At 67.9% G+C, this 12,852-nt stretch carries 9 protein-coding genes and 1 tRNA gene; 2 read left to right on the plus strand and 8 right to left on the minus strand.

Going from position 1 to position 12,852, the window contains the following annotated elements:
* Positions 1–168: 168 nt before the first annotated feature.
* Entirely contained in the window at positions 169–963 is a 795-nt protein-coding gene (locus LPC04_RS19730; protein WP_275683990.1) for a DUF5677 domain-containing protein, read from the plus strand.
* Between the two features lie 131 nt (positions 964–1,094).
* On the opposite strand, the gene LPC04_RS19735 is transcribed toward LPC04_RS19730, so the two are convergent.
* The 6 genes from LPC04_RS19735 to LPC04_RS19760 all read right to left on the minus strand — a co-directional run bounded on the left by LPC04_RS19735 (position 1,095) and on the right by LPC04_RS19760 (position 9,209).
* Positions 1,095–1,170: transfer RNA gene (locus tag LPC04_RS19735), tRNA-Ala, on the minus strand.
* 62 nt (positions 1,171–1,232) lie between these two features.
* Positions 1,233–2,768: a tryptophan halogenase family protein gene (locus LPC04_RS19740; RefSeq protein ID WP_275683991.1), complete on the minus strand. Its 1,536-nt coding sequence runs from the start codon at positions 2,766–2,768 to the stop codon at positions 1,233–1,235.
* Between the two features lie 7 nt (positions 2,769–2,775).
* Entirely contained in the window at positions 2,776–3,777 is a 1,002-nt protein-coding gene (locus LPC04_RS19745) for a cupin-like domain-containing protein (protein WP_275683992.1), read from the minus strand.
* Positions 3,774–4,484, minus strand: coding sequence for a SapC family protein (locus tag LPC04_RS19750; protein ID WP_275683993.1), 711 nt, complete (start codon positions 4,482–4,484; stop codon positions 3,774–3,776). Before LPC04_RS19750 ends, LPC04_RS19745 begins: the two co-directional genes overlap by 4 nt.
* Positions 4,485–4,498: 14 nt before the next feature.
* Complete coding sequence (locus LPC04_RS19755; RefSeq protein WP_275683994.1) at positions 4,499–6,067, minus strand: tryptophan halogenase family protein; 1,569 nt, start codon at positions 6,065–6,067, stop codon at positions 4,499–4,501.
* A gap of 109 nt (positions 6,068–6,176) precedes the next feature.
* Positions 6,177–9,209: a TonB-dependent receptor gene (locus LPC04_RS19760; protein WP_275683995.1), complete on the minus strand. Its 3,033-nt coding sequence runs from the start codon at positions 9,207–9,209 to the stop codon at positions 6,177–6,179.
* A gap of 499 nt (positions 9,210–9,708) precedes the next feature.
* On the opposite strand from LPC04_RS19760, the gene LPC04_RS19765 reads away from it, so the two are divergent.
* Positions 9,709–10,587 (plus strand): alpha/beta hydrolase, encoded by an 879-nt coding sequence (locus LPC04_RS19765; RefSeq protein WP_275683996.1) that lies wholly within the window; start codon positions 9,709–9,711, stop codon positions 10,585–10,587.
* Positions 10,588–10,590: 3 nt separating this feature from the next.
* On the opposite strand, the gene LPC04_RS19770 is transcribed toward LPC04_RS19765, so the two are convergent.
* Together LPC04_RS19770 and feoB are read right to left on the minus strand one after the other, a co-directional pair.
* On the minus strand, positions 10,591–10,857 hold the full coding sequence (locus LPC04_RS19770; RefSeq protein WP_275683997.1) for a DUF6587 family protein: 267 nt from the start codon (positions 10,855–10,857) through the stop codon (positions 10,591–10,593).
* Between the two features lie 3 nt (positions 10,858–10,860).
* Positions 10,861–12,792, minus strand: a complete 1,932-nt coding sequence (gene feoB, locus LPC04_RS19775) for a ferrous iron transport protein B (RefSeq protein ID WP_275683998.1) — start codon at positions 12,790–12,792, stop codon at positions 10,861–10,863.
* Positions 12,793–12,852 lie beyond the last annotated feature (60 nt).

Consider the following 12,852-nt stretch of genomic DNA (forward strand, 5'->3'; position numbering starts at 1 on the left):
CCGTGTGGCTGGTCTTCGTACCGCAGCTCGCCGATCATTGGCACAGCTTCGCGCAGGACATCGCGGGGCAGCTTGTGGCCCATGTAGCGGAGACGGAGAGCTTTGACCAACATGGCGCGACCTGTATGGGCATACAGTGTAGCTCGTCCGGAACGCTAGAATGCGTTCATGACCGCTGACATCACCAGCTCCGACTGCATGTTTGATGACTTACAGCTCTTTCGACAGATCGCGAGGCAGTCGCGACCTGTTCAGTTCACCGTCTCAGACAACATCGTAAAGCTTGCAGTTCAGATGTTGCGAGGGATGCCGCCGATGCCGGTGGAGCCCCACATTCTGTTTGCGTGGAAGGGATTTGCGAAGGCCTTGCAGGCGTTTAAAGCATGCGTGCTGCTGTGTGAGGCGGGCGCAATCGGTGAGGCTTCGGCGATGGCTCGAATTACAGCTGAGTGCACGATCGTCGGTACTGCGCTGGCACGTGAAAAGCTGACGCTCGCAGCGTTTCTCGAGGCTAACGACAAGCATTGGAAGCCGCTGGCGGAGCAAGTCTCCGAATTGATCACTTCGCCACTGCTCTCCGAGAAGGGCAAGAAAGGCTTCAATCAAGCTCAGCTTGACGTGGACAAGTTCAAGCAAGCCTACCCGGACAAGGGCCCCAATTCTTTCAGGGTGGAACAGTTAGCTCGCGAGGTGGATTTATCTGACCTCTATCTCGTGGGGATTCGGTTTCCGTCTGGTGACGGGGCTCATGCGACGAAGGACTCGTTCAACGCCCACACTGATCCGCTAGGCATTGCTCAGCTCACACTCGGACCGACAACGGTTGGTCTGAAGCGAACCATGATGATCGCAAACCTAGTCGGTTCCTTCATGCTCCGCTTCGCGGCAGAAGACTTGGGAATGACAAATTTCAAAGAAGTTGCCGAACGGGCGATGGAGGCATCAACGGTTTCCGAACCGTGACCACTGACGCTCGTAAATGTCATCACGACATCGAGCGTTTCCCGACTGTCATCAAAAATGACATCAACGAAAAAACCGGCACTTGGCCGGTTTTCAAGAATCAACTAACTCGTTGACTTACTGCGTCTTTTTGGTGGAGACGAGGAGGATCGAACTCCTGACCTTCGCATTGCGAACGCGACGCTCTCCCAGCTGAGCTACGCCCCCATCAGCCCACAACTATAGCAGAGGTTTTCAGCTTCGAAACGTGTCGGAATTTGGGGCGCCCGTCAGGCGGTGGCCGGCGTCGGCCGGGCGGGCTCGCCGGGGCGGGCGCAATAGCGGGCGACGTAGTCGGCGTGCGGCGGCAACTGCGCCACGGTGCGTTCGACGCGGCCGCGGATTTCCTCGAGGAAGCGGTTGAGCTCCACGTCGTCCATCAGGTCGGCGATGTGGTGGTGCTGCTGCGGCGTGATGCCCTGGCCGAGCATCACCTGGATCCACGAGTTCTCCGCGAACAGCTCGTTGGGCATGCGGAAGACGCGGCCGCTCTCGCGGAACATGTCGATGCGATGCTGCAGCGACGCGGGCACGTCCATCGTGCGGCAATCGTCCCAGAAGGGGCTGTCGGCGCGGTTGGTGACCTTGTAGTGCAGGATGATGAAGTCGCGGATGTGCTGCATCTCGTTGCGCGTCTGCTGGTTGTATTCGTCGATGTCGACCTGGCGCACGCCCTCGTTCGGGAAGCACTGCAGCAGGCGGATGACGCCGCGCTGGATCAGGTGGATGCTGGTCGACTCGAGCGGCTCGAGGAAGCCGCTGGACAGCCCGATCGCCACGCAGTTGCGCTCCCACACGGTCTCGCGCTGGCAGGGCTTGAACGGGATCACGCGCGGCCTGGTCAGCACCTCGCCCTGGATGTTGCCCATCAACGCGGCCAGCGCCTCGTCGTCGCCGACGTGCCGGCTGCTGTAGACGATGCCGTTGCCCACGCGGTGCTGCAGCGGGATCTGCCACTGCCAGCCGAACGGATGCGCGATCGAGCGCACGTACGGGATCGGGGGCTGGACGGACTGCGTCTGCAGCGCCACGGCGCGGTCGCAGGGCAGCCAGTGGCTCCAGTCCTGCAGCTCGATGCCCAGCGTGTCGCCGATGAGCAGGCCGCGCATGCCCGTGCAGTCGATGAAGAGGTCGCCTTCCAGCAGCGAGCCGTCGGCGAGCCGGAGCGCGGCGATGTCGCCGTCGGCGTGGCGCAGCACCTCGGCGATCTTGCCTTCGATGCGCTGCACGCCGTGGCGCTCGCTGTGCTTGCGCAGGAACTTCGCGTACAGCGAGGCGTCGAGGTGGAACGCGTAGTTGAGGCCGTTGCGCGGCAGGTGCGCGAAGCGGTTCTCCTCCGCGGCGCGCAGCTCCAGGCAGTACTCGCCGTAGCGGCGCGCGAGCTTGCGCTCGCGGCCCTTGAGCCAGAAGTGCTGGAAGCCGGCCGTCCAGTGATCGGTGCCCGTCATGCCGAAGCTGTGGATGTAGTCCTGGCCGACGTCGCGCCAGCCCTCGAACCTGATCCCGAGCTTGAACACCGCCTGCGTCTCGGCCATGAACTCCTGCTCGTTGATGCCGGCGAGTTCGTGGAAGGTCAGCAGCGTCGGGATCGTGGCCTCGCCCACGCCCACGGTGCCGATCTCGTCGGACTCCACCAGCCGGATGTCGAGGCCCTTGCCCAGCGTCTTGCCCAGGCAGGCGGCCGTCATCCAGCCTGCGGTCCCGCCGCCGGCGATGATGACGCGGCGCACGGGTTGGCGAGTACGGTCAGGGGTATCTGCGGTCATGGCGGCCTCAGCGTTTGAATCGGTTGATCAGCGCCTGGCGCAGGTGGCGCGCGCCGCTCTCGGTCAGCGGCGCCAGCGCGCTGCGCGCGTGCGGCGGGATGTGGGCGGCGGTGGATTCGTCGGCCCGGAACACGTAGTGGTCGAACACGCCGCGCCAGATCTCGCGCTGCACGGGCGGCAGGTCGCGCATCGTCAGCAGCGCGGCCATCAGCGCGCCGATGGGCGAGTCCATGTACTCGGGCGACTGGCGCCACCAGTAGTTGATCAGCACGTTGAACGGCGTCAGCGACTCGACGTGGTGCCACCACATGCTCGGAATGAAGACGGCGTCGCCCGGCTCGAGCTCGACGACCTGCGCGTGCGCCAGCGCCTGCGCGAAGCGCGGGAAGCGCTCGAGGTCGGGGTTGGCGAAATCCACGAGGCTGACTGCCTGCCCGGCGGGGGTGACGTCCAGCGGGCCGACATACAGGTTGGCGAGTTGCTCGGGCGGGAACAGCGTGAAGCGGCGCCGGCCCGCGACGACGCAGGCGAGGTTGTCGGGCAGGTCGAAGTGCGCGGCGATGCGGCTGCGGTTGCCGAACCAGATGCTGGCGAGCGGATCGCGATCGCCGAACGGCAGGTCGTTGGCCGCGCGGAACGTGGGCAGGCAGGTGTCGACGGTGGTCGAGCCCACGTAGACGGCCGGCGCCTTCGGGTCGTCGGCCATCTTCAGCAGGGCGTCCAGCACGACATCCAGCGGCGCCAGCTCGCGGCCGAAGTTCATGCCGGTGAGCGAATCGTTGTAGAAGAAGCGGCCCTGCGTCTCGGGCGGCGCGAGCAGCATGCCCACGCGTTCGCCGCGCCAGGTGCTCTTGAGGTAGGCCATCGCGTCGGCGGTCGAGCGACGCGCGGCCTGCACCATCGGCCAGCCGGCGACGAGGCCGCGCTGCACCCAGGGCTGCGTGTCGCGCAGGCGCGCGTCGGACATCGCGTCCGCCACGGGCCCGGTGAGTTCGCGGATCGGTGTCATGCCAGGGTCCGCTTCAGTCGCCTGTCATGGCGCTCGACCAGGTCGCGCAGGTGCGCGGTCGACGCGAGCACCATGTAGATCGCCTCGAGATGGCCCGCGGCGTGCAGCTCGGCCAGCGCCGGCGCGCCGAGCGCGGCCAGGCGCTCCTCGTGGATCGCGTGGAAGCCGGCGAGGCGGTTGTGCGAGCCGTCGGCGGCCTCGACGTCCATCACGAAGGATTCGAGCAGCTCGTGGCGCAGCAGGGCAGCGACGAAGGCCGGCATGGTCTCGACGCCGTGGTGGATCGCCGCGAGCACCGAGTTGACGCGCTCGAGGTAGTCGGTGGTGGCGCCGTGCGGCAGGTACGCCGCTTCGCCTTCGCCGTGGCCGATGCGCGGGCTGTCCATGTCGACGTGGATCATCAGCTGCTCGCCGGCGCGGCCGATCATGAACGGGCCGCGCTGGAACGCGAGCGGGATGTAGGCGGCGTCCCAGCCATGGGCCTCGAGGAACAGGTTCTCGCCCGAGCGCAGGCCCAGCAGCGCGACGGGTTGCATGCCGGGGCCGTTGTCGGCCGGCTGGAACACGATCGGGTAGTACGCCTGCGCGCTGCGGAACTCGGACACGAAGACCGGCGAGGTCATCTGGTCGTCGCCCCACGCCGCGCCGCGTGTGGTGACGATGCGCAGGTCACGATGGGTGATGTTGTCGAGCTGGACGGGGTTCATGAGGACTCTCTGGATCAAGCGCGCGGCATGCCGTGCGCGCGGATGTGGGCTATCAGCGAACGCTGCAGCGGCAGCGCGCCGAGCATGCGCCGCGCGAGGTGGGCGGTCTCGCGGAAGTAGGGTTCGGCGGCGTCGCCCACGCTCGCGTGGCGCGCGCGCGTGGAGGGCTCGGGCACGAAGCCCATGCCCAGCAACACGTACTGGTAGCTCGCGGCGGGAAAGACCTCCTCCACGCGGGCGAAGTCGTTTCGATAGGGCGCGCGATGGCGCCACAGCGCAAGCAGCTCGGCGAGGCGATCGGGCAACGATGCGCGGTCGCGGTGGTCGCGCCAGTAGCCGGTGTCGTCGCGCCGGCTCAGCACGTAGTGCAGCTTGAGGAAGTCGACGACGCGTTCCCATCGATAGGTGAATGCATCGTTGAAGCGGCGCTCGACCAACGCCATCTCGTCGCGCGTGGCCGGCATCTCGTTGCTGATCATCGCGGCCGACATCTCGACCAACGCCAGCGCCGACGCCTCCAGCGGTTCGACGAAGCCCGCCGACAGGCCGACCGCGACGCAGTTGCGATGCCAGAAGCGCTCACGCCAGCCCGGCTCGAACGCGATCCGGCGCGGCGCCGCCAGCTCGCCCTGGGCGCCCGTGCGCGACGCGTGCGCGCGCAGCTGGCGCTCGGCCTCGTCGTGCGACACGTGCGCGCTCGAATAGACCAGCCCGACGCCGCGCCGCGTCGGCAGGCCGATGTCCCAGGTCCAGCCGGCCGGCTGCGCGGTGGCGATCGTCTCGCACGCAATGGGCGCATCGGGCGTCGCGTAGGGCACCTGCAGCGCAAGCGCCGTGTCGTTGAACAGCAGGTGCCTGCACGAACGCATGCTGATGCCGAAGTGTTGGCCGATCAGCACCGACGCCATGCCCGAGCAGTCGATGAACAGGTCGCCCTCGATGTCGCCGTGGGCGCGCGTGCGCAGCGCGGCGATGTCGCCGTCGTCGTGCGACAGCACCTGCGTGACGTCGTCGGCAATGTGGCGCACGTGCAGGTTCGCGACCGCGTGCGAGCGCAGCTGCAGGCCGAACTTGACGGCGTCGAAGTGGTAGCCGTAGTTGGCGACTGCCGCGTACTCGGGCGTCGCGGCCTGCTTCGGCGCATGTCCCGCCGCGCACACGTGCGGCTGCGCGCTGACGACCTCGGCGAACGGCCGGTCGCCGTGGCGCTGCAGCCAGCCGGCCACGAGGTCGACGTCGCCGAAGCCCAGCGGCAGCGTGAACGGGTGGCGGTAGTGGTCGCCGTCGGACGCGCTCGCGCCGCGCATCCAGCCCTGGAAGTGCGAGCCCTGCTTGAAGGACGCATCGCATTCGCGGAACAGCACGGTCTCGCTGAGGCCGATACGGCGCAGCGTATCGCGCATCGACGGCCACGTGCCTTCGCCGACGCCGATGGCCGGCACGTTCGGGGACTCGATCAGCGTGACGGCCAGCCCGCCCGGCTCGCCCGCATGGTGCTCGCGCGCGAGCAGGGCGGCGGTCAGCCAGCCGGCGGAGCCGCCTCCGAGGATCACGACGTGTCGCACGTCATCATGGCTACGCATCATCATCTGCCGGTCATCATGCCGGTCTGAAGGAAAAACGCCACCCGGCGATTCCCAGGGGAAACGGCGGATGGCGCGGCAGCGCGCGGCGCTGGCCGCGCTCGCAGGGTCAGAACTTGTAGCGTGCGCCGAGCATGTAGCGGCGCCCCGTCTGCAGAACGGAGACGAGCTCCTCCTTCGTGCGCTCGTGCTGGCGGAGGACGCCGTCGGTGAGGTTGATGCCGTCCAGCGTGAGCGAGAAGTGGTCGTTGATGTTCCAGCCCAGCGTGGCGTCGATCTGGTGGTAGGCCTCGGTGTAGATCGGGTTGTTGAAGCCGCCGCCGTCGATCACGCCCGCGAGGAACTGGCCGCGCCAGTTGTAGGCGACCCGCGCGTTGTAGTGCGCGTCCTCGTAGTAGGCGACGACGTTGGCCGTGTTGCTCAGGCCCTGCAGGCCGTATTGCTGCGCGGTGCTGTTGTTGTCGTAGCGCAGGCCCGAGATGACGACCGTGTAGTTCGCCGCCACGCCGAAGCCGTAGGCGAGTTCGGACTGGACGTTGAACTCGAAGCCGTGCAGGCTGTCGAACGACGCGTTGACCGGCGTGTTGATCTTGAAGTTCGTGATCGGATCGCCGCTGACGCCCGCGATGGTGCCGTTGGGATTGCCCGGGCCCGGCACGGTGACGCCCGGCTTGCCCGCGTAGTTCGCGAAGATGTAGTTGCGGATGCAGGTCGTGTCGGTGGACGCGCAGCCGTTGGCGAGCGCCGCGTTCCAGTAAGCGCCGCCGACCGGCGTGTTCAGGTTGAACGGCGTCGTCGTGACCGTGGACTGGCCGACGAAGTTGCTGACGTTCTTGTGGAAGAAGCCGATCGAGGCGTAGCTCGCCTTGCTGTAATACCACTCGAGCGAGGCGTCCAGGTTGTGCGAGCGCATCGGCTTCAGGTTCGGGTTGCCCTGCGAACCGGTGCCGCCGTCCACGCGCACGAGCTGATCGATCGACTGCCCGCCCTGGATGTCGGTCCAGCTCGGACGCGCGAGGGTGTCGCCGTAGCTCAGGCGCAGCTTGACGTCCTTGCGCAGGTCGGCGTCGAAGTCGACGCTGGGCAGCAGGTAGTGGTAACTGCCCTTGAGCGACGTGAAGCCCTGGCCGCCGTAGGTGACGTCGAACTCGTTCTGCGACACCCAGTTGATGCCGGTGCCCGTCGGCACCGATGCCGTCGAGAGGACGTCGGTCTTCTCGTAGCGCAGGCCGGCCGACAGGTTCATCGGCATCCTCCAGAGCTCCCAGTCGCGGTTGTATTGACCGTAGAGGCTGGTCGTCGTTTCCTTCGTGCGGCGGTCGATGCTGCCCGGGCCGTCGAAGTTCGACGAGGCCAGGTAGTTCGCCGGGTTGCCGACGCTGGCGGCGATGTTGCGCACCTGGTCGAAGTTGAACGTGTACCAGTTGTTGAACAGCGCCGGGTCGTTGCTGCCGCTTATCTGGCTGAAGTAGTTGCGCAGCGTGTTGAGGTGCCAGACGCTGTCGGGGTAGTCGGCCGCGCTGGTCGCGCCGCCCCAGGTGTCCTGCTGCACGTTGGCGTAGGCGCTGCGGTTGGACACGCGCTGCAGGTTCAGGCCGAAGTCCACCGAGGACTGGTCGGTCGCCTCCCACGAGCTCTTGAGCTGCAGCTGGTTGACGGTCGACTTCATGTAGCCGTTGCGGAACGACGAGCCCGTCACGAGCTGCTTCGAGGCGTCGACGGAGGTGTCGGCCAGGCTCATCACCGGGAAGTCGTGCGAGAAGTCCACCGTCGTCGAGCCGCGGTTGAAGCTGGCGGTGCCGAGGTCGGAGTTCGTGCCGTAGGGGCTGTCGTTGCCGGAGACCGAGTTCGACGTGTGCGCGTCGGCCTCGAGCTTGAACTTCGGCGTGACCTTCCACAGCGCGTTCAGGCCGACCGAGCGCAGCGTCGTCTTGACGCCATACTTGCCGCCGCCCATCGCGACGTCCTGCAGGCCGGGGCTGGGCTTGCCGTCCGTGCCGAGGAAGCGGGGATCGTTGTAGAACTCGGTGTAGGTCAGCGGCGCGGAGATCGGGCCGCTGGTCCAGCTGCTGGCCGACGGGCCGAAGCTGAACCACGACGAGATGTCGCTGCGCTTGGTGTCGAGCGTGTTCTGGGCGAACGTGGTGTCCAGCGTGCCGGTGAACGTCGACACCGGTTGCCACTGCAGCGTCAACTGGCCGTTGACGCGCTCGCGGCGGATGCCGTTGACCGCGTAGTCGATGTTCTGCGGGGTCGAATAGATGCCGTTGCCGGTCGGACGGTTGGTGATCAGCGAACTCGATTGCGGAATGCCGCCCCAGCAGTTGGAGCCGTCCTGGCTGTCCTGGCAGGTGTGCCAGCCGCTGGTCACGCCGGCGGTGTTGTAGCCGCCGTCGCGCAGCTGGTAGCTGCCGGTGATCGCCACGCCGACGGTGTGGCCGGCGAAGGTGTCGCTGTAGATGCCGGAGACTTCCGGCGTCACGGGCGCGCGGCGATCGTCGTTGGGCAGGCGCTTGTCGGCCTCGTCGACATCCGCCTTGACGCCGATGCTGGCGATGCGCTGGTAGCTGTCCAGGGGGCGCGCCGTGCGGATGTTGATCGTGGCACCGATGCCGCCCGCGGGCTTGCTGGCCTGGCTGGTCTTCCACACTTCCAGCGACGAGATCGATTCCGAGGCCAGGTTGGCGAAGTCGAACGCGCGCGAGCCGGACGCCGCCGTGTCCAGGATCGTCGTCGCCGGCATCTGGCGCCCGTTCAACAGGATCATGTTGTAGTCGGGCCCGAAGCCGCGCACCGTGATCTTGGAACCTTCGCCGGCGACGCGGTCGATCGCGACGCCGCTGATGCGCTGCATCGCCTCGGCCAGGTTGGTGTCGGGGAACTTGCCCACGTCCTCCGCGGTGATGCCGTCGACGATGCCGTGCGCGTCGCGCTTCAGGGCGAGCGAGGTCTCGAGGCTGGCTCGGATGCCGGTGACGGTGACGCTCTGCACGTCGGAGCGATCGGCGGCGCTGGCGGCCGAGGCCGGCGCCGCGGCCGACGCGGCCCCCTGGGCGTGTGCCACCGTGACCCCGGCGAGCAACAGGCCGCAGGCCGAGGCGAGGCGGGTTCGCCGGAACGACGGCGCGTGGTTGATCTTCATTGACTTGTCTCCGATTGTTTTGGTGAGCCGAGTCGCCGTTGGGGAACGTGCGCCCAATTCCTGCCCGTCATTGACCGTGGGTATTGAAAGCGCTTTCAGAGGTTGGCATGCATCCCCCTGAAAGCGGTTTCAAATGTAAGGCGTTTGTCCCCGGCGTGATCTAGGGAACTCCCGCATATGGTCGCGCTTCGACTTGTCCGGGCAACGTTTCTTCAAGAATGCCGGGTTTGTCCCAGGGCAGCGACGTTGCGCGAAGGCGATTCGAGCGGAGCGCGCGCGGGATTCGTGGCATCGCGGTTGACACAAGCGTGCGGGAACGACGGCCTTGCCGATGCGGCCGATCTGCAAAAGGAAGAGTCGGTTCGGCGGTTGAGCGCGGCTAAAACAGAAAGCGCTTTCATAGTGAACTGGACATGACAGCGCTTGCCTCGGCAGCGAGCGCGCACTTGGTCTAGGATGAGCCCCCTTCGTCGCCAACCGCCGAGTGCAGGAGCCCGCCGTGACCCTCGCCACCCCGCCGCGCACCTCGCGCCTCGACCCGACCTGGCTGGACGCCGAGTACAACCAGCGCGCGCGCCACCCGGAGCACGTCGAGATCGGCGCGCGCTGGCAGACGGCGTCGGCGCTGGTGCAGCGCCTCGAGTCGTGGCGTGGCGACGTGCGCTACGGGCCCGGCGACAACGACACGCTGGACATCTACCCGACCCCGCGCGCCAACGCGCCGGTGCTCGTCTTCATCCACGGCGGCTTCTGGCGCACGTCCGACAAGTCGCTGCACGGTTTTCTCGCGCCCTCGTTCACGGTCGACGGGGCGATGGTGGTGGTGCCCAACTATGCGCTGTGTCCTGCGGTCAGCATCGAGCACATCGCGCTGCAGCTGGCCCGCTGCCTGGCCTGGGTGCACCGCCATGCGGCGCTGTACGGCGGCGACGCGTCGCGCATCGTCGTCGCGGGCCATTCGGCCGGCGGCCACCTCGCCTCGATGATGCTGAGCTGCCGCTGGAAGGACGTCGACGCGTCGCTGCCGGCGCAACTCGTGAGCGGCGCGCTGGCGATCTCGGGCCTGTTCGACCTCGAGCCGCTGCGCCACGCGCCGTTCCTGAAGGACGACATCCAGTTGACCGCCGCGAGCGTCAAGCGACTCAGCCCGGCGTTCTTCCCGCGTCCGCGCAAGCCGCTGGTGACGGCCGTGGGCGGCGACGAGACGGCGGAGCTCAAGCGCCAGACCGCGCTGATCCGCGACCAGTGGGGCCCGACGAGCGTGCCGGTGTGCGAGACGATCCCGAACACCAACCACTTCACGATCCTGCACAACCTGGCCGACCCGAACGGGCGGCTGCATCGCCACGCGCTGGCGCTGCTCGGGATCAGGAAGTAGGCGTCAGGCCTGCGCGGCCTCGTCGTCCTTGGCCTGCCCCGTCGCGCAGCCCTTGCACGGCCCGCAGCTGCCGCAGCCACCGGCGTTGGCGGCGGCGTCCAGCGCCTTGATCTCGATGCGCCGGGCCGTCTCCGGGGACGCGCCCGTCGCGCGCGCGAGCGTGCCCGACTGCGCGGCCAGCTTGTGGCGCAACGCGGCCGGCGCGAGCTTCCACACGCTGTAGCCGGCGGCGCCGAGCACGATCAGGAGGGCGATGAGCGTCTGGATCACGTTTCAGGCTCCGAAGAAGTAGCGCACGCCGTAAAACGTGAGTCCGGCCGCGACGTACGCAAGCGCGAACAGGTAGCTCGCCATGATGATGGGCTGGCGCCAGCCGCCGGTCTCGCGCTTCGTGACCGACAGCGTGGCCACGCACTGCGGCGCGAACACGTACCAGGCCAGCAGCGCGCAGGCGGTGGGCAGCGACCAGGTGTGCTGGATCAGCGGCGACAGCTGCTCGGCGACGGCGTCGCCCGACGCCGACAACGCATAGACGGTGCCGAGCGCGCCCACCGCGACCTCGCGCGCGGCCAGGCCCGGCACCAGCGCGATCGCGATCTGCCAGTTGAAGCCGATCGGCGCGAAGACGTACTCCAGCAGGTGGCCGAGGCGTCCGGCCAGGCTGTATTCGATCGCCGGCCCCGTGGCGCCCGCCGGTGGGCCCGGGAACGTGGACAGGAACCACAGCACGATCATCAGCGACAGGATGATGGTGCCCACGCGCGTGATGAAGATGCGCGCGCGCTCCCACAGGCCGATCGCCAGGTTGCGCGCGTTGGGCCAGCGGTAGGCCGGCAGCTCCATCATCAGCGTGTGGTGCGCCGGGCCCGAACGGCGGCCGAGGCGCTGCAGTACCCACGCCACGCCCATCGCGCTGACGATGCCGGCCAAGTAGAGCACGAACAGCACCAGGCCCTGCAGGTTGACACCCAGGGCGAGCGTGCGCGCCGGGATGAACGCGCCGATCAGCAGCGCGTAGACGGGCAGCCGCGCCGAGCACGTCATCAGCGGCGCGATGAGGATGGTCGACAGCCGGTCGCGCGGATCGGCGATGGTGCGCGTGGCCATGATGCCGGGGATCGCGCACGCGAAGCTCGAGAGCAGCGGGATGAAGCTGCGGCCGGTCAGGCCCACGCCGGCCATCACGCGATCGAGCAGGAAGGCCGCGCGCGGCAGGTAGCCGGAGTCTTCGAGCGCCAGGATGAACAGGAACAGGATCAGGATCTGCGGCAGGAACACGATCACGCTGCCGGCGCCGGCGATCACGCCGTCGACGATGAGGCTGCGCAACATGCCCTCCGGCATGAACCGGGCGACGAGCTGGCCGGTCTGGTCCATCAGCGCCTGGATGTGGTCCATCGGCCACTTGGCCCAGCTGAACACCGCCTGGAACATCAGGAACAGCACGACGGCGAGGATGGCCATGCCCCACACCGGGTGCAGCAGCACGCGGTCGAGGCGGTCGTCGACGTGCGTGCTGACGGCGGGCTCCGTGAGCGTTGCGTCCAGCAGGCGGTGCACCTCGTGGTGGTCGCGCATGACGGCGTCGATCGCGGCCTGGCCCACGTGGCCGTGCGGCGGCTCGGCGTCGCGGTGTACGCCCGGGCCCGACGCGGGCGCGTTCGCGGGCTCGTGCGCGCGCGCGAGCCACGCATCGATCGTGGCCATCAGCGATGCCGCGCCGCCGGTCCGGACGGCGACGGTCTCGACCACCGGCACGCCGAGTTCGGCCTCGAGCTTCTTCACGTCGACGTGGATGCCGCGCTTGCGGGCGACGTCGGCCAGGTTCAGCGCGACCAGCATCGGGCGGCCCAGGCGGCGCGCCTCGATCACGATGCGCAGCGTCAGGCGCAGGTTGGTGGCGTCGGTCACGCACACGAGCAGGTCGGGCGGCGCCTCGCCGGCGCGCTTGCCGTTGACGACGTCGCGCGTGACGGTCTCGTCGGCGCTGGTGGCGTTGAGGCTGTAGGCGCCGGGCAGGTCGAGCACGTGCACCTGCTTGCCCGAGGGCAGCGTCAACAGGCCTTCCTTGCGTTCGACGGTGACGCCCGCGTAGTTCGCGACCTTCTGGCGGCTGCCGGTCAGCAGGTTGAACAGCGCGGTCTTGCCGCAGTTCGGATTGCCCAGCAGCGCGATGCGCCGGTTGTCGAGGGCGGCCGCGGTCATGACAACCCCCGGATCGATAGGTACATCGATCCGCCCCCCGAGGGGGCCCGGGCTTGCTCC

The organism is Scleromatobacter humisilvae (assembly GCF_023231945.1).
Classification (GTDB): domain Bacteria; phylum Pseudomonadota; class Gammaproteobacteria; order Burkholderiales; family Burkholderiaceae_C; genus Scleromatobacter; species Scleromatobacter humisilvae.

Bases quoted from the DNA above. Each gene is read 5' to 3' on its own strand.
- LPC04_RS19755 (WP_275683994.1), bottom strand. From the start codon at position 6,067: ATGCGTAGCCATGATGACGTGCGACACGTCGTGATCCTCGGAGGCGGC.
- LPC04_RS19745 (WP_275683992.1), bottom strand. From the start codon at position 3,777: ATGACACCGATCCGCGAACTCACCGGGCCCGTGGCGGACGCGATGTCC.
- LPC04_RS19740 (WP_275683991.1), bottom strand. From the start codon at position 2,768: ATGACCGCAGATACCCCTGACCGTACTCGCCAACCCGTGCGCCGCGTC.
- feoB (WP_275683998.1), bottom strand. From the start codon at position 12,792: ATGACCGCGGCCGCCCTCGACAACCGGCGCATCGCGCTGCTGGGCAAT.
- LPC04_RS19750 (WP_275683993.1), bottom strand. From the start codon at position 4,484: ATGAACCCCGTCCAGCTCGACAACATCACCCATCGTGACCTGCGCATC.
- LPC04_RS19730 (WP_275683990.1), top strand. From the start codon at position 169: ATGACCGCTGACATCACCAGCTCCGACTGCATGTTTGATGACTTACAG.
- LPC04_RS19760 (WP_275683995.1), bottom strand. From the start codon at position 9,209: ATGAAGATCAACCACGCGCCGTCGTTCCGGCGAACCCGCCTCGCCTCG.